This window comes from Planktothrix agardhii (assembly GCF_904830935.1).
Lineage (GTDB): Bacteria > Cyanobacteriota > Cyanobacteriia > Cyanobacteriales > Microcoleaceae > Planktothrix > Planktothrix agardhii.
In genome coordinates this window covers 3,436,432-3,453,092 of record NZ_LR882952.1, presented here as the reverse complement: position 1 = coordinate 3,453,092, position 16,661 = coordinate 3,436,432, and the positions used below count along the sequence as shown (strand labels likewise).

Sequence of the window (16,661 nt, the reverse complement as noted above, 5' to 3'; positions counted from 1 at the left end):
ATTAAGGAAAAATAAAGATTTTATAATTTTATCTTCAGATTGTGATGAATTAGGGTTAAAATTAGGCGTTATAGAAATATTGGAGTTCTCAAAATGTTGGTTAGTTTGTTAATCGCTTGGTTAGTAACAGCCGTCAGCTTATATTTGATTGCTTTACTGAGTCAATTTACTGGAGTTGAAATTGAGGATTTCAAAAAAGCCCTAATTTCGGCGGCGGTTTTTGGAATTGTTAATGCTTTAATTCGTCCAATTTTAGCCTTAATTATAGCTCCAGCGACTTTAATTTTTGCCGGATCTTTTGTTTCGTTTATTCTCAACGTGGCTATGTTTGCTTTAGCGGCTAAACTGGTGGAAGGATTTCGTTTACGTTGGGGAGTTTGGAGTGCTATAATTGGAGCTTTAGCCCTGAGTTTTATTAATTCAATTCTGTTTCAGATTTTAGCACAAGTCGGTATTAGATAGTTCTAATTTAAGCTAACCAGAGAACAACGAATATATTCCCAAGGAATGCACCTTTATCAGCCTTATATTAATTAAGTCTGTAATTTTAGTTTAAGGAGGACTGAAGTTGACAAATTCCTCAAACTCTAGTTTTTTGATAGAATCAACTCTCTTTAAGGTACAATAGGCAAGGATATCCTTAAATTAAGCCTTAAACCGAAAGCGTTAATCATGACATCTACAGTAGAACTTCTCAAGATTAAATTTAATCAAGCGTTAGTAGCTGCCTTTGGTGAAGATTTTGCCACAATTGATCCGATGGTAGTTGCATCAACTAATCCTAAATTTGGTGATTATCAATGTAATTTGGCGATGTCTTTAACTAAACCTTTAAAAAGTAATCCTAGAGCGATCGCAACTCAAATTATAGACAATTTAATTATTGATGAAATTTGCGAAACTCCGGAAATTGCTGGCCCTGGTTTTATTAATTTACGCTTGAAAACAGACTATTTACAAATCCAACTCCAAAAAATGTTAGGGGATGAACGGTTAAATATTCCTAAAGTTAACCCTAACCAAAAAATGATTGTAGATTTTTCTAGTCCAAATATTGCTAAAGAAATGCACGTCGGACATCTAAGGTCTACGATTATTGGAGATAGTATTGCTAGGGTTTTAGAATTTCAAGGACATGAGGTTTTACGTCTTAACCATGTTGGGGACTGGGGAACTCAATTTGGAATGTTAATTACCTATTTAAAAGAAGTTTATCCCGATGCTTTAACCACTGCAAATGCGCTCGATTTAGGGGATTTAGTAGAATTTTATCGGCAAGCAAAAGTTAGATTTGATCAGGATGAAACCTTTAAAGAAACCTCCCGCCAAGAAGTTGTACGCCTACAAGCAGGGGCAGAAGATAGCCGTCGGGCGTGGCAATTATTATGTGAACAATCTCGGCGAGAATTTCAGTTAATTTATGATGATTTGGGGATTAAATTAACTGAAAGAGGAGAATCTTTTTATAATCAATTTTTACCCCAAATTGTTGAAGAATTAGATAAAATCGGATTATTAGTCGAAAATCAAGGAGCAAAATGTGTGTTTTTAGAAGGTTTTACTAACAAAGAAGGAGAACCTTTACCCTTAATTGTGCAGAAAACCGATGGTGGTTATAATTATGCTACAACGGATTTAGCCGCGTTAAGACATCGGATTGAAACCGAGAAAGCGACTCGAATTATTTATGTTACTGATGCTGGACAATCTAACCATTTTATGCAGTTTTGGCAAGTAGCAAAACGGGCAGGTTGGATACCGGAAAATGTCGAATTAGTTCATGTTGCTTTTGGAGTTGTGAAAGGAGAAGATGGAAAAAAATTAAAAACTCGTTCTGGGGAAACCGTGCGTTTAAGGGAATTATTAGATGAGGCGGTTAATTATGCTAAAAAAGATTTAGAAACCCGCATCAAAGCTGAAGGACGCACCGAAACCCAAGAGTTTATTGATCATGTTGCAGAGATAGTGGGTTTAAGTGCGGTCAAATATGCAGATTTAAGCCAAAATCGCACCAGTGATTATATTTTTAGTTTTGATAAAATGTTATCATTACAAGGAAATACGGCTCCCTATATGCTCTATGCCTATGTAAGAATTCAAGGAATTAGTCGTAAGGGAAATATTGATTGGCAAAAGTTAGAAACAGATATTCAACTGGTTTTAGAAGCAGATGAAGAAGTGGTTTTGGCTAAACATTTATTACAATTGCAGGATATTTTAGAGGAAGTTGCTAAAGATTTATTACCTAACCGCTTATGTCAATATTTGTTTGAATTAAGCCAAAAATTTAATCAGTTTTACGAGCAATGTGACGTCGTGAAAGCCAGAGAACCTCAACGGACTTCTCGTTTATCATTATGTGATTTAACGGCAAAAACCTTAAAATTAGGGTTATCTTTGTTAGGAATTTCTGTCTTAGAACGGATGTAATATGGGGAATTACGAATTACGAATTACGAATGAGTTTACACCCCCTGCTCCCCCTGCTTCCTGTTATATTATTAATTCTAAATCAGGGGTTAATGTTAAAATAATATCCGTAGATCCTGGAAATTTCTGGAGTAGTTCATAGCGATTTGCTAATTGAAAGTCGGCAAAATCAAACCCGGGTGCAACGGTACAACCAACGAAACTATAGGAACTTTCAGAATTAGGATAACCCCCAAACCACCATCCCGCCGGAACCACAAACTGGACTTGTTCTCCTGCTAAAATATTAGACCCAAGAATAATATTTTGTACCCCATAGTCTTCGTGCATTAAGATCAGAGTCATGGAACCTCCTAAATAAAAATGCCACATTTCATCAGATTGAATCCGATGCAAACAGGATTTTGTCCCTTGGGGTAGTAGAAAATAAATTCCTGTACAATAGTTGCGATCACCTTTAAAATGTTCGGGTAAAGCATTCTGATAAATTACACCCTCAGAACGATAGGTTTCTCGAAAATATCCACCTTCAGGATGGGGAATAAGCTGATATTTTTCAATTAATTCTTCTACACTAATCATAAATTTAATTAATAAGATTGTTTGATTTTTCTGATTTTAACATAGATTTTTAAGTTTTATAGACGAGCATACGGAATAATAATATCTTAAATATGCTATAATAAATTAGGTAATATTGTTAATCAATTTTAAGGATATTTTAATTTAAAAGTGAATTCTGAACTTTGGTTATCTTGGTTAAAAAAATATCGAGCGATCGCCGTTATCCGCACTCGCCAAAGGCAACTCGGAAAACAAATGGCTCAGGCGACCGCCGCCGGAGGCATGGGGTTAATTGAAATTACTTGGAATAGCGATCAAGCCCCAGAATTAATTGCGGAATTACGGTCTGAATTGCCAGAATGTTTGATCGGAACTGGAACATTATTTACCATTGAAGACGTGCAGAATGCGATCGCATCCGGGGCGCAATTCCTATTTTCTCCCCATACCAACCCTGATATGATTCAGGTGGCAAAACAAGCGGAAATTCCCATAATTCCCGGGGCATTATCCCCCACCGAAATCATCACCGCCTGGCAAGCAGGGGCTAGTTGTGTTAAAGTATTTCCTATTTCTGCGGTCGGTGGTGTAGATTATATTAGAAGTATTAAAGGGCCGATGGGAAATATCCCCTTGATTCCCACGGGAGGGGTAACTTTAAACAATGCTGTTGAGTTTATTCAAGCGGGAGCGATCGCGGTGGGACTGGCTGGAGATTTATTTCCACCTGATTTAATTGGAGAACAAAATTGGCAAGCGATCGCCAAAAAAACTCAAACCCTCCTACAACAGTTCTCGGAAATTTCCCTATAATTGAATTTAACAATCACACCCATTGATCTAAATTAAGTTAAACAAGAGGAGTAGATTATGAAAACGCTCAACCCCCTAATTCAATCCCTCTCTGATTTCAGGTTTAATCCGGTCAAACAACCCCATTTTCCCAGAACAAAATCAAGTTTTTTGGGAATAATAGCAACGGCGACAATATTAACATTAATCACCGGATTTTCCCCAGTAAATTTAGCGATCGCCAATGAACAACACAACCTGATTGCGCGTAATATGATAGGATTACAGCAATCTTCTGAACGTTGGATTTTAATAGATTTATCTCGACAAAGGTTAATAGCTTGGGAAGGAAATCAACCCGTTTATGCGGTAATTGTTTCCACCGGAAAAGCGGACACTCCCACCCGCACCGGAGTCTTTAAAGTTTATACCAAATATGAAACAACTCGCATGACCGGCCCGGATTATGATGTTCCCGATGTTCCCTATACAATGTACTACGATGGGGGCATGGCTATTCATGGAGCCTATTGGCATAATTTATTTGGTACACCTGTTACTCACGGTTGTACCAATGTGGCTGTGAATCATGCCAAATGGTTATTTGAGTGGGCATCGGTGGGAACCCCCGTTATTGTACATAACTAAATATGCAAAAACCCATCGGAAGGAAAAGGTATTATTTACGGATTGTATACCTCCAAAAATCCGTTTCTTATGTATTGAAAAGTACAAATTTAGACCTTTGTAGGCGAGTTTAATTTTATCTGTAAAAATAAAAATATATGACAGTTCGGGGAGAGGATAATGAAGTAATGTTAAAATTATTAATATTCTTTAAAAAATGGGATTAATTTCGCTATATTCTTTTAGTAAAGAGATCAAAGTTCATCCAATTTAACAAAATGATGGACGTTTAATTATACCTTGATTTTGTTAATTATTGCGTCGAGTAATACCTTTTTTGTTAGCCCTTTTGCCGATTTAATTATGAACTTAAATTTTAAATTTGCCATTGTCAGTGATTTGCATATTGCTCTGCCTCAAACAATTTGGGATCATCCCCATCGTTTCCATTTAGTGGAAGTGAGTATCCCCGCTTTAGAATTGGCATTAGACCATTTAGGGGAATTAGATTTAGATTTTCTACTCTTACCCGGAGATTTAACTCAACATGGAGAAAGGGAAAATCATCAATGGTTAAGTCAACGATTAAGCCAACTGCCCTATCCAGTTTATGTAATTCCTGGCAATCATGATATTCCAGCATTAGAAAGCCATAAAAATTCCATTGGATTGAAGGAATTTCCCCAATATTATCAAGCTTTTGGCTATGAAAACCATCAAGGTTTAGATTATACCCAGGAAATTTTACCCGGGTTACAATTAATTGGGTTAAATTCCAATCATTTTGATGTTAATGGCAATCAAATAGGCTGTTTAAAGTCAGAACAGTTAGAGTGGTTAGAACAGGTATTATCTCAAGTCAAAAATCAATTGGTTTTTGTGATGATTCATCATAATGTGATTGAACATTTACCAGGACAGGCGACGAATCCCTTGGGGCGAAGATATATGTTAGAAAATGCTCCGCGTTTTTTAGAGATTTTAAAACAGGCGGGGGTACAGTTAGTTTTTACCGGACATTTGCACGTTCAAGATATTGCCCAATGGCAAGGAATTTATGATATTACCACAGGATCATTAGTTAGTTATCCCCATCCCTATCGCGTGATTTGTGTTCATACAAATGCTCAGGGAAAACCCGTTTTAAAGATAGAATCCCATCGAATTACCGCCGTTGAAGATTGGCCAGATTTATCCGTAAAATCACGGGAATGGATGGGGGAGCATTCTTTTCCCTTTATGATGAAACTATTAACCAATCCACCGTTAAGATTAACGATTCAAGAAGCCGAACAATTAGTTCCCCATTTGCGTTATTTTTGGGCAGATATCGCCAACGGAGATACTCAATTTAATTTTGAGGTTTTTCCGCCGTCTGTGCGCCGCTACTTTGAAGAATTTAGTGCTACAGATCAAATTGATAATTTTGCACAGTTAGTTTTATCTTAATTTATGGAAAACAAATGAGTCTAAAACTAAAACCCCAAGGGTGAACTCTTTTCTTCCCCATTACCCATTACCCATTCGTAATTCCCTGTTCCCTATTCCCTATTCCCTATTCCCTCGCCTACAATTAAACATCAAAATAATCCTCAATATTACTGCTTTTTTCCAAGAGTTTTTCCAAAGTATCAAATTGAAACCAGAAGACTAAATTTCGATCTTTGAATATTTCAATAGTTCCTATCAAAGCAATTGAATATTTAGGAGATAAACTCCCGAACAATAGATTTCTCAGATCTCCTTCTTTATATTTAGGAATCATATAGGTAATCCCATATTCACAGAGGGTACTAATCACTCCCATAATCCCATTATAAAAAATATTTCCTACTTCGCTAAAAATGGCTTTTTCAAAAGCTCCTTTATCTAATTTGCGCCGATCTTCACTTTCAATCAAATCAATTAATATTGTCGCAGTTTGTTTAGGAAACATCAATTGAGTATTCCCTTGAAACTCCCCTGTAAATACCATTTCTACCGATTTTAGATCCTTAGTACCCAACCGTTTTTCCAACTGCATAGTTAACTGTTGCGGGGGGAATAAATCGATAGATAGTAACTTTAACTTGATCGGCGATCGGCAGATAGTTTCTAACATCATATCCGCCCGATCAATACCGACTTTAAACAATTGAGTCAAAACCAAAAGCTGTTGTGAATTTTCCTGCATAAACTTCAAAAACTTAGTTTTTACAAAAATTGAATTGATATTAATTAATAATTTTTTTGCCGACAAATTCCAAAAACCGAGGTATAACCGTGTAGAAACGTAGTATCTCGCACCGGGCCAATTTCACCATTGCAGAAAAAGCCACTCAAGGGAATATTAAAATATCGTCGGAACAGTCGGGAATCAAAGTTAGGTTCCCCATAAAGCCCTTCTCCCCGTCCCAAACAAGAAAACATCAATGCTCCGGCATTTGTGACTCCTTGGGGAAAGGAAGAAGCCTGTCGTTGATAACGTTCGATTAATAATTCTAAATCTTCTGCGGAAGTGCGAGAATCTCGGAGGTGAAATTGAATCCGTTGGCCGGGACGAACCCGATCGCCAATAGCAATGGCCCCAGCCTTGGGATCGACCCCAATTAAATTCCGAATTAAAAAATCCCCAGGTTCTAATTTCTGTTTAAATTCATCCCGCACTACCCCAACAAACAAAGAATGTTGAGCCAGTTGTCGATCTTCTTCGCTTAATTCCTGTACCAGATCCTGCAATGCTTCTAGGGGAGATAAGCGCACAGAAACGGAAAACTTGGTTTCTGGTTCAGAATCTGCCGATGGAGTTTCCACTTCTAAAACAATATTGCGTTCAGCTTGGGTCACGCGATAGGGATGGCCAATGGGACGACAACCTTGAGCAACAATGGTTTCAATCACAATATTACCAGACAACGCCAAACCAACAATTTCCTCAGAATAGCGTTTGGAACCGGAAAATACCCCTGTAGCCCCACCCATGGCTCCAGTGCTGGCCACTCCTCCCACTTTTACCGAACCCGGGTAGGCGTAATCTAAACCCAGCAGGAAATCATTAATTTGACCAAAGTAGGGATCAACTAACAGAATAAATTGGGGCTGATCTTCGGGTTTAACTCCAATTAATTCTACCCATTGATCCGGGGAACTATCCAAATCAGGCAAATCATCGGCCGATAGATGAAACGGATGAATTGCAACATCCGGTAAATGGGCTAAAGTGAGACTAAGAGCGGGTTCTCCCTCAATTTCCTCAGCCTGGTAATCGGAATTCATGCCAATCACACCCCCTGCACCACAACCGATCAGCATGGGAAGCTTGAGATGTTCTTGGAGTAAGGGCATCAGTCGGGAATATTCACTACTAAAGGCCGAGGAAATAAAGACTAAGCCTAGGTCTGGAGAAGCTCGTAAGGCATCCTGAGTAATTTCCACAACTTCTTTTACCGCCGCTTCCAAGGAAGGACGTTCAGATAAAGCACTGACCCAGCGCATAGGTTTGGTTGTTGATTCTGCCATCTTCGCCCTCCCTCAATAGTCGGCTCTCTTGTGCTAAGATAGCAGATTGTGTGGAATACAGCAGATGCAATCAATGTTACTGTCTGGGTTGACTGAACTGTTGAAAAATGTTCTAAAGTAGAATTGGAACCTGTACTTAGTAGATTTGGATTGGACGAAAGGTTTATGAACGACATCAACGAAGTCATCGAGAAAGAAGTAGTGGAAGCCCGCACAGTCTGTGATGTTACTGGCTCGAACTCTAAAGAGTGTGCAGCAGCTTGGGATGCTGTAGAAGAATTACAAGCTGAAGCTTCACACCAAAAACAAAAAAAACCCAAAAACTCTTTTGAACTCTATTGCAACGATAACCCTGGTGCGGATGAATGTCGTATTTATGAAGACTAATCAGTTCTTTTCTAAGCTGTCTAGTTTCTGTTAATTGATAAGCAACTGAGAGTTAACTTAAGTTAACCCAGTTGCTTAATTTTTCTTTATTGGATTTAATAATTTAGGATGTTTAATTGTTTACTAGCCGTCGAATCTTCTTGGTTACAACCGTTGGTCTGGACGGACTATAGGCTGGCGGTTATATTTGCACTAATTATTCCCTTTGTGATCTTTATTTGGGCTTTTGTTCAGAAAGCTGAAGCCATTCAACGCTTAATGATCACCTATTTTCGTGTTGCTAGTTTGTTGATCATTAGTTTGTATTTAATGATTGCTGCCCTTCCGATTGGTTTTCTGACTTCTATTATGGCACGGGTTTTAATTCCGATTTCCCTCTGGTTTTGGGTGGATCTGAATGAAGAAGTTTCAGAAATGCCTAATTCCGGTCTGAAGTTAATCTTTACTTCCTGGCGTTGGGCGGCGACGGTTTATAATCTTTTGGGTGCGATCGCTTTAATTCCGGTTGTACATTGTGGATTTTCTCAAGGTCAAAAAAATTTAATCGCCGATGGGACTTGTCGGATTTGGCTAGACCCTCCCTGGTTATATAGACAAACTTTTAGTCCTAATTTGACCCCTCAATTTTTAGGCTTTTTTGCTTTAGTGGGTTTAGCTGTTTATATTCTTTATTTGGGTTATTTTGTATTCTTTAAATTGGGAAAACAGGGACGTTCCGCCATGAGATAGGGATATGGGCAAGTTCTATAAGTACCTAAACAAAATTAATTACACATCCTCTACCCTGTTCCCTCCCCCCCTAGCCTCCCGTGCACAGGGGGTTTGGGGGGGCTGTTCCGGTGTTCCCTCTCTCAACTAGGTAATTTATTTTGTGCAACTACTTATAAACCTGCCTCACGGTCTACCATCAAAGAACAAAAAGAAAGAGAGAGTCGCCTTAGCCACTCTCCCTACCATCAGGGTGCATCTACATACCACAATATAACTTTTTCTAGGTGAGGGGTCAAGCCCCCTATTCAAGAATTGTGTAAAAATTTGTTAGCAATTGTTAAGGCTTTGTAAAGATGGGCGCGGGAAAAGCCAGGGGAGCGAGGATACTCGCCAACCATCAACAGATTTACAAAAGTAAAGCTGAACTGGGTGATAGGTTTTTTAATAAATCTTTACGATTAATCCGTGTCACAATAGGGAAACAAGTCAAAGTCATAACCAATTATCTAGGGAGGTCATGAATGGTAGCCCTCACTGATCGTGTAAAACAAAATCGTTTAACAATTGAAGTTCAAGAGATTGCTGCTGATACCACTGCTATTCGTTCCCTGGACTGGGATCGGGAAAGATTTGATATAGAATTTGGCCTGCAAAACGGTACAACCTATAATTCATTTATCATTCGCGGGGAAAAAATAGCCCTGGTTGACACATCCCATGCCAAATTCCGGCAACTATATTTAGACACACTCAAAGGATTAATTAATCCTGCGGATATTGACTATTTAATTATTAGTCATACCGAACCCGATCACAGTGGCCTAGTTAAAGATATCCTAGAACTTGCTCCCAATGTTACGGTTGTGGGGTCGAAGGTAGCAATTCAATTTTTAGAAAATTTAACCCATACCCCCTTTGAACGTAAATTAGTTAAAAATGGCGATACCTTAGATTTAGGAAATGATCATGTTTTAGAATTTGTATCTGCTCCGAATTTACATTGGCCGGATACAATTTTTAGCTTTGATCGGAAAAGCCAAACCTTATTTACTTGCGATGCGTTTGGAATGCACTATTGTTCCGATCAAACCTACGATACAAACTTAGCGGCACTTGAACCAGATTTTCACTTTTATTATGAGTGTTTAATGGCTCCTAATGCTCGTTCGGTAATTAATGCGATGAAACGCATGGAACCTTTAGGAGAAATTACCACTATTGCCACGGGACACGGCCCATTATTACGGCATAATTTAGAAGAACTAAAAGGACGTTATTGGCAATGGAGTCACGAACAAACTAAATCTGAAACCACTGTAGCGGTGTTTTATTTCTCCGACTATGGCTATAGCGATCGCCTCTCCCAAGCCATCGCCCACGGCATTACAAAAACAGGTGTTGCCGTAGAAATGATGGATTTACGCAAGGCTGAAGCGACAGAAGTGCGGGAATTAGTGATGGGTTCTGCGGGATTTATAATCGGAATGCCCCCGGTTTCTGGTTTAGGTTCTGAACTGGCAGAAGAAACAATTAATACTATTATTGCATCGGCTCATAATAAACAATCCTACGGTTTATATGAGTCGGGAGGCGGAAACGATTTATCCTTATATCCGTTGCAAGTTAAACTCAATGATGCTGGATTAAAGCAAGTCTTTCCTTCAATTCGGATTACGGAAACTCCCCATGATACCACCTATCAAACCTGCGATGAAGCGGGTACAGATATCGGACAATGGTTGAGTCGAGATAAAACCGTTAAGCAGATGAAATCCCTGGATAGTAACTTAGATAAAGCCATGGGACGCTTAAGCGGTGGATTGTATATTATTACGGCTCAAAAAGGAGAAGTTAGTAGTGCGATGTTAGCCTCCTGGGTGACTCAAGCAAGTTTTCAACCATTAGGATTAACCATTGCCGTTGCTAAGGATCGAGCCATTGAAGCGTTAATGCAGGTTGATGATAAATTTGTGCTGAATGTTTTGGCAGAAAGTAATTATCAAAAACTGATGAGACACTTCTTAAAACGATTTACTCCTGGTGCGGATCGGTTTGAAGGAATTAATACCCAAACTGCTAATAATGGCAGTCCGATTCTAACAGATTCCTTAGCCTATTTAGAATGTCAAGTCCAAAGTCGGATGGAGTTAAGTGATCATTGGATTGTTTACGCCACCGTTGATAATGGACGAGTCAGTGATCCTGATGTGCTACCTGCGGTTCACCATCGCAAAGTCGGAAATCATTATTAATCCCCCTTAATCCCCCCTAACCCTGCTTAATAAGGGCAGGGGATGCAGGGGGGATCGATGCTTAAGGCTCAAGAGAGATCAAAAAAACTTTTTTTAATATAAGATTATGGATAATCAAAAACCGCGTGATGTTCAAGTTTTTTTAATTGGAAATAACACAAAAATAGTGCGATCGCGCACTTGGGAACGGTTAAAATTTGAAGTTGAATATTCCCTACAACGGGGAACAACGGCGAATAGTTATATTATTGAAGCTGATCAAACTGCAATTATTGATCCCCCCGGAGAATCCTTTACCCAAAATTACATTGAAGCGTTACAAACTCGTGTGAATTTGGAACAGTTGAATTATATTATTTTGGGTCACTTTAATGCTAATCGAGGGGCGACATTAAAGGCTTTATTGGAATTATCACCTAATATAACATTCGTTTGTTCAAATCCGGCTGCTTTAGCATTACGAGAATATTTTGAAACTGAAAACTTAAAAATTTTAACCATCAAAGGAGAAGAAACCTTAGATTTAGGTCAAGGTCATCAATTGCAGTTTGTTTTAACTCCTACTCCTCGCTGGCCCGATGCCATTTTAACCTATGATCAAGCCACGGAAATTTTATTCTCCGATAAGCTATTTGGGGCGCACGTTTGCGGCGATCAAGTCTTTGATGAAGGCTGGTCAGTTTATAGCGATGATCGACGGTTCTATTATGACTGTCTTCATGCAGCCCAGGCTAAATATGTTCTTTCTAACCTCGATAAAATCAAGGAATTACCTCCGATTAAATTCTATGGAACCGGTCATGGGCCGTTAGTTAAACATGGCAAAACAGAACTAACAAATTTATATCGAGATTGGAGTGAAAAACAGAAATCTCAGGACTTAACTGTAGCATTATTATATGCCTCAGCTTATGGAAATACCGCAACAGTAGCCCAAGCGATCGCCAAAGGATTAACAAAATCTGATATCGCCGTAGAATTAATTAATTGTGAATATGCCAAATCCTCAGAAATTCAAGAAGCCCTAGAAAAATGTGATGGATTTATTATTGGTTCTCCCACCCTAGGAGGTCATGCTCCAACCCAAATTCAAACCGCTTTAGGAGTGATTTTAAATACAGCTTCGACGAACAAATTAGCCGGAGTATTTGGGTCTTATGGATGGAGTGGAGAAGCAATTGACTTGTTAGAAAGTCGCTTAAAAGATGCGGGTTATAAATTTGGTTTTGAACCCATCCGAGTTAAATTTACCCCCACGGATGTCACCCTACAAACCTGTAAAGAGGCGGCGATTGATTTTGCTCAAACCCTCAAACGCACCCAAAAACGCCGGGCATTTCGTCCCACAGCTACCTCTGCGGGAGCCGATCGCACCGCCCAAGCCTTGGGGCGTGTGGTTGGTTCGTTGTGCGTCGTGTCCGGGCGTCGGGGGGAGATGTACAGCGCCATGTTAGCCTCCTGGGTGTCCCAGGCGACCTTCAACCCCCCTGGGTTTACCGTAGCGGTGGCTAAGGATCGGGCCTTGGAACCCTTAACTCATATTGGCGATCGCTTTGTGCTCAATATTTTGCAGGAAGGAAAACAACTGCGAAAACATTTTCTCAAGCGTTTTGAACCCGGAGAAAATCGGTTTGTTGACATAGAAACGGAAGAAACATCGACGGGTTGTTTGATCTTAAAAGATGCCTTAGCCTATCTCGATTGTGAGGTAAAAAATCGGATGGAATGTGGCGATCATTGGGTAATTTATGCCACTGTTCATCAGGGTCAGGTGTTGAATTCAGATGGAGTTACGGCGGTTCATTATCGGAAGACGGGAACCCAATATTAATTACAGCAGGGAACACCGGAACACCGGAACAGCCCCCCAAACCCCCCGTGCACGGGGGGCTGGGGGGGGAGGGAACAGGCTGCGCCGGGATTTAGAAGTGTTTTAACTGTAATGCGTAGTGCTATATAATTCGGCAATAAAAATCCCTCCATAGAAACACAGAGGGATATAAGCTGTTATTAGTTATTAGTTATTAGTTAACTAACTCTTGACTATTAACTCTTACACTGATAACTGATTACTGATTTTAGCTACGGTCAGTCGCAGTCACAGGTTCAAAACTGGGAACTACTAACTCATCGTTTTGCTTAGTTAATTGGTTATACAGCCGTTCCGTATTCGGGAAATTAGCCGCAGGTAAGGTGGGATAACGACGATAAGGAACCGTATCTTCCCCGAACAGTTGAGCATATTCCACACTGTTCACCATCGCATTAATAAACCCCTTCAACCCATCGGTTGCCAGGATTTGGTTATACTGCCGAATTTCCGCTTGGTTGCGAGGTGCGCGACCCAAGAAATGCTTGGTTCCCAACTCAATCACCTTAGTATTGGGATAGGGGGTATAGAACTCCTTGATATACAAAGAAGTGCTTCCCAACGCCTCAACAAACTCCTTCAGATTAATTTCATTGTTCCCCAGCTTACTTTCCAAAGCCGTAAACTCATTTCTGTTCACATAGGGATCAATATTGCGCTCAAAGATTTGACGATAAAGCGCTTGAATTAAGGTCTTCAGCGCCACTTTATCAGTAGTAGTCGTCAACTTGAACACTTTGCTTTGTTCACGTCGCTTGCTGACACCTTGAGCAACACGATTATCTAACTCAATCTCACCCTTAGTTTGGTCAGGAGTACCCAGTTCAATAAACCGAGGAGTAACTTCATCGCGCCCCACAGGTTTTTTCTCAGCAAAGGCACCGACACGACCCGTCCGCAGGAACACACCGCCCGGAGTCAAATACCGTTCATAAGGAACCGTATCTTCCCCAAAGGCTTCGTTATATTCCTGACTATCGAGAATGGCATCTACCAAAGCATAGAAGCCCTTCTTGGAACTCAGATCGAAGTAGGCATTCATTTCCTGACGGCCGTAGGTTGGACGGCCCAACAGACGGCGATGAATAAATTCGATCGCTTTACACACATACAGCGACGTCCAATACATCTTACGGAACACATCGGACTTCGCCAAGGCGCGAATAAACTCACGCACGGTAATATCACCGTTTTCCAGCTTAATTTCCGCAACGGTTTGGCGTTGACCCTCATAGAGTTCCCGACCAAACACCTGCCGATAAGCTGCGCGAATCAACGTTTGGGTAGAGGATTCGGAGTAATTAACACTGGTTCCTTTGCTGCTACCACTACGCTTGAACCGACTGCTAATATAGCCCCCAGGCAGTTGATCCAGCTTGAACACCTTCGGCCCCAAAGAGCCAGGATGGTTGCCTCTGGCCGCTGGGTTACTTAACTGGTTATCAATTCCAGCCCCATTGCGGATCAAAATTCTTCTGGTATCTTTACCAAAAGGAGCCGGACGGTTACTAGGATTCCGGGTTTCTTTCGGGAAAATTGCCCCGAACTGAATTTCCAGGGGATCATTCCCAGTCCCGTAAACGTGCTGATCCCGCAGAGGTTGTTTATAGTCTGCGAACAAAGTCACAAACTGAGGCACTTTGCGGAAAGGAGCACTGTAATTAAACAGGTCAATTTGTGGCCCCCAGTTGCGACATTCTTGGGCTTCTTGACCCAAACCGCGCAAATAGGGAACGGTTTCTTCCCCGAAATAATCGGAATATTCCTCTGAATCCACCAGCGCATCCACTAAGGCCGATAAACCGCCTTTGGACACAATCGAGAAATATTTGGTAAATTCTTCAGGAGAACTTAAACCCCGGCCCAAAAAGTGACGGGTTGCCAGTTCCACCACCCGACTATTCACATAGGGCTCATAGAAATTTTTCCGGTATAGCGGAGATTTCCCTAAGCGGCGGATAAACTCTTTGGTGGAGATTTCGCCGTTTTTCACCTTGGATTCTAAGTCGGAAACGCTCAAGCTATAGGCGCGGGTAATATCCCGTTCAAACACTTGGCGATAGGCCGCTTTCACCACATCTTCTTTTTCCGTCGAAGACAAGCCCGGTTTCATCACGAACTTCTGACGTCGCTCGGCGGCGTTGAAGTAAATTTGAGGCAGTGCTAACCCTTGTTGGTCACTACTGTTAGGACGTTGGCGAACCTTTGTCCCCGGAGTGGCCGCTTCAAATTCGGTGATTAACACCCCAAAGTATTGCAGGGCAATTTCTTGAGCTTCTTTGTCAGCTTTTAAATAGCCCAAAGCAGCCCTACGCATTTCTTGCAGGGCTACCAAAGTCGCCGCGCTAGAACAGGCATTTTCAATAATTTCCCGCAGTCCCCGGACGTTAACGGCGATTAGATTTGGATCACCGGCGACAATGGCGTAAGTTACATAACGCAAGAACCAGCTTAAATCCCGCAGGGATTTGGTCATGTTCCGAGGGCCATAACGAGAAACGTTAATTGGCCCAAAACCGGGGGGTAAAAACACGGCTGGCCCCGATCCTGCATCTACAAAAATGGATTTTAAACCATCCAACAGGCTGTTACTACGGCTCTCCGCATAGGAAATTGTTCCCAGTTTCATGCCTTCGGCGACATTACTGCTACCGCCACCAACGGCCACCAGTTCGGTCGCTTCGCTAGGTTTTTCTAAAAACGCTAGAGGTGAACCCCCCGTGAAAATCCGATTAGCAGCACGAGAAACAATCAATTCTGCATTTTGTGTCAGAATTTGAGCAATTTCTAAACGTTTCGCCCCAGAACTGAAATAGGTTGCCAGTTCACTTAATTCGCTTTTGCCCAAAAAGCGATCCTGTTGCTCCGCTTGGGAAATGGTGGCAACGGGTACGGTTTGATATAGTTGCGGACGTGCAACTGAGCTTCCACCACTTGCTTTTATACTCATTCGATCTCTTTCGCTCCCTATCTGAATCTTTACAGTATGGAACCTGGAATATGGTACTGTTCTCAAACATTCAACGGATTAGTTTCGACGCCATTGGCCGGGACGCTTTCAACCCTATCCTTGCTTGAGTCGTTGCCAATTTAATCTTTCAGATTAAAATGATTTTGGCTAATTAACCAGACATTTTTGACATCCTCCTCGCCGTAAACGGACGGGGATTTCTCGCCACGCCACCTTTTTAGGATGGTCGCTGAATGGGGTTGACGCTTCGCAGACTGTTGCTACCGAAAAAGTAGTCTTACACTGTCTCCACGTCCGTTTTAAGTCTCGGAATGCCCTCCCGCGACCTGAGTTTAACCTCGTTCACTAAGTTAAACTTTTTTTTAATTTGATAAAAAATCGTACCGACAATTATTGTATAGACTTGAGTGAAGTTATCTGAGAAAAAAGAATAAGTTTTGTTACGTCGGGGCCTCCAACGGTTAGCCGTTGTTGGTTGAGCATCGATCAAAAACAAATTTCTGGTATAGCAGTGATTCAGGTGGTTAGGACGCGATCATACCACCAAACCCGATTAGAT

General features: G+C 40.9%; 13 protein-coding genes. 9 read left to right on the top strand and 4 right to left on the bottom strand.

The window, feature by feature from the left end:
* Positions 1–93: 93 nt before the first annotated feature.
* Complete coding sequence (locus tag NMG88_RS16020) at positions 94–462, top strand: phage holin family protein (RefSeq protein WP_042154071.1); 369 nt, start codon at positions 94–96, stop codon at positions 460–462.
* Positions 463–672: 210 nt separating this feature from the next.
* Positions 673–2,430, top strand: coding sequence for an arginine--tRNA ligase (argS, locus tag NMG88_RS16015; protein WP_235751449.1), 1,758 nt, complete (start codon positions 673–675; stop codon positions 2,428–2,430).
* Positions 2,431–2,493: 63 nt separating this feature from the next.
* On the opposite strand, the gene NMG88_RS16010 is transcribed toward argS, so the two are convergent.
* Positions 2,494–3,012 (bottom strand): cupin domain-containing protein, encoded by a 519-nt coding sequence (locus tag NMG88_RS16010; protein WP_026796032.1) that lies wholly within the window; start codon positions 3,010–3,012, stop codon positions 2,494–2,496.
* Positions 3,013–3,162: 150 nt separating this feature from the next.
* Between NMG88_RS16010 and NMG88_RS16005 the strand changes: the two genes are divergently transcribed.
* From NMG88_RS16005 to NMG88_RS15995, 3 genes are all read left to right on the top strand, one after another.
* Positions 3,163–3,807 (top strand): bifunctional 4-hydroxy-2-oxoglutarate aldolase/2-dehydro-3-deoxy-phosphogluconate aldolase, encoded by a 645-nt coding sequence (locus tag NMG88_RS16005; protein ID WP_026796031.1) that lies wholly within the window; start codon positions 3,163–3,165, stop codon positions 3,805–3,807.
* Between the two features lie 57 nt (positions 3,808–3,864).
* Entirely contained in the window at positions 3,865–4,434 is a 570-nt protein-coding gene (locus tag NMG88_RS16000; RefSeq protein WP_081846367.1) for a L,D-transpeptidase, read from the top strand.
* Between the two features lie 342 nt (positions 4,435–4,776).
* Complete coding sequence (locus tag NMG88_RS15995; protein ID WP_254033141.1) at positions 4,777–5,862, top strand: metallophosphoesterase family protein; 1,086 nt, start codon at positions 4,777–4,779, stop codon at positions 5,860–5,862.
* A gap of 124 nt (positions 5,863–5,986) precedes the next feature.
* Here NMG88_RS15995 and NMG88_RS15990 read toward each other — a convergent pair whose 3' ends face one another.
* Both NMG88_RS15990 and NMG88_RS15985 read right to left on the bottom strand, forming a co-directional pair.
* Positions 5,987–6,586, bottom strand: coding sequence for a hypothetical protein (locus NMG88_RS15990; RefSeq protein WP_026785257.1), 600 nt, complete (start codon positions 6,584–6,586; stop codon positions 5,987–5,989).
* Between the two features lie 44 nt (positions 6,587–6,630).
* On the bottom strand, positions 6,631–7,887 hold the full coding sequence (locus tag NMG88_RS15985; protein WP_042157451.1) for an FIST signal transduction protein: 1,257 nt from the start codon (positions 7,885–7,887) through the stop codon (positions 6,631–6,633).
* A 189-nt stretch (positions 7,888–8,076) separates the two neighbouring features.
* Between NMG88_RS15985 and NMG88_RS15980 the strand changes: the two genes are divergently transcribed.
* The 4 genes from NMG88_RS15980 to NMG88_RS15965 all read left to right on the top strand — a co-directional run bounded on the left by NMG88_RS15980 (position 8,077) and on the right by NMG88_RS15965 (position 13,092).
* On the top strand, positions 8,077–8,298 hold the full coding sequence (locus tag NMG88_RS15980; protein ID WP_042154077.1) for a Calvin cycle protein CP12: 222 nt from the start codon (positions 8,077–8,079) through the stop codon (positions 8,296–8,298).
* Positions 8,299–8,406: 108 nt separating this feature from the next.
* On the top strand, positions 8,407–9,027 hold the full coding sequence (locus NMG88_RS15975; RefSeq protein ID WP_227350585.1) for a DUF3177 family protein: 621 nt from the start codon (positions 8,407–8,409) through the stop codon (positions 9,025–9,027).
* Between the two features lie 503 nt (positions 9,028–9,530).
* On the top strand, positions 9,531–11,261 hold the full coding sequence (locus NMG88_RS15970) for a diflavin flavoprotein (protein ID WP_042154081.1): 1,731 nt from the start codon (positions 9,531–9,533) through the stop codon (positions 11,259–11,261).
* A gap of 106 nt (positions 11,262–11,367) precedes the next feature.
* Entirely contained in the window at positions 11,368–13,092 is a 1,725-nt protein-coding gene (locus tag NMG88_RS15965) for a diflavin flavoprotein (protein WP_027250217.1), read from the top strand.
* 247 nt (positions 13,093–13,339) lie between these two features.
* On the opposite strand, the gene NMG88_RS15960 is transcribed toward NMG88_RS15965, so the two are convergent.
* Positions 13,340–16,081 carry a phycobilisome rod-core linker polypeptide gene (locus tag NMG88_RS15960; RefSeq protein ID WP_042154082.1) on the bottom strand — a complete coding sequence of 914 codons (2,742 nt, stop codon included), beginning with the start codon at positions 16,079–16,081 and terminating at the stop codon, positions 13,340–13,342.
* Positions 16,082–16,661: the final 580 nt, after the last annotated feature.

What these genes read in the sequence shown, in the direction of transcription:
- NMG88_RS15985 (WP_042157451.1), bottom strand. Translation starts at nt 7,887, where the DNA reads ATGCGCTGGGTCAGTGCTTTATCTGAACGTCCTTCCTTGGAAGCGGCG.
- argS (WP_235751449.1), top strand. Translation starts at nt 673, where the DNA reads ATGACATCTACAGTAGAACTTCTCAAGATTAAATTTAATCAAGCGTTA.
- NMG88_RS15980 (WP_042154077.1), top strand. Translation starts at nt 8,077, where the DNA reads ATGAACGACATCAACGAAGTCATCGAGAAAGAAGTAGTGGAAGCCCGC.
- NMG88_RS16020 (WP_042154071.1), top strand. Translation starts at nt 94, where the DNA reads ATGTTGGTTAGTTTGTTAATCGCTTGGTTAGTAACAGCCGTCAGCTTA.
- NMG88_RS15990 (WP_026785257.1), bottom strand. Translation starts at nt 6,586, where the DNA reads ATGCAGGAAAATTCACAACAGCTTTTGGTTTTGACTCAATTGTTTAAA.
- NMG88_RS15975 (WP_227350585.1), top strand. Translation starts at nt 8,407, where the DNA reads ATGTTTAATTGTTTACTAGCCGTCGAATCTTCTTGGTTACAACCGTTG.
- NMG88_RS15995 (WP_254033141.1), top strand. Translation starts at nt 4,777, where the DNA reads ATGAACTTAAATTTTAAATTTGCCATTGTCAGTGATTTGCATATTGCT.
- NMG88_RS15960 (WP_042154082.1), bottom strand. Translation starts at nt 16,081, where the DNA reads ATGAGTATAAAAGCAAGTGGTGGAAGCTCAGTTGCACGTCCGCAACTA.
- NMG88_RS15965 (WP_027250217.1), top strand. Translation starts at nt 11,368, where the DNA reads ATGGATAATCAAAAACCGCGTGATGTTCAAGTTTTTTTAATTGGAAAT.
- NMG88_RS16000 (WP_081846367.1), top strand. Translation starts at nt 3,865, where the DNA reads ATGAAAACGCTCAACCCCCTAATTCAATCCCTCTCTGATTTCAGGTTT.
- NMG88_RS16010 (WP_026796032.1), bottom strand. Translation starts at nt 3,012, where the DNA reads ATGATTAGTGTAGAAGAATTAATTGAAAAATATCAGCTTATTCCCCAT.
- NMG88_RS15970 (WP_042154081.1), top strand. Translation starts at nt 9,531, where the DNA reads ATGGTAGCCCTCACTGATCGTGTAAAACAAAATCGTTTAACAATTGAA.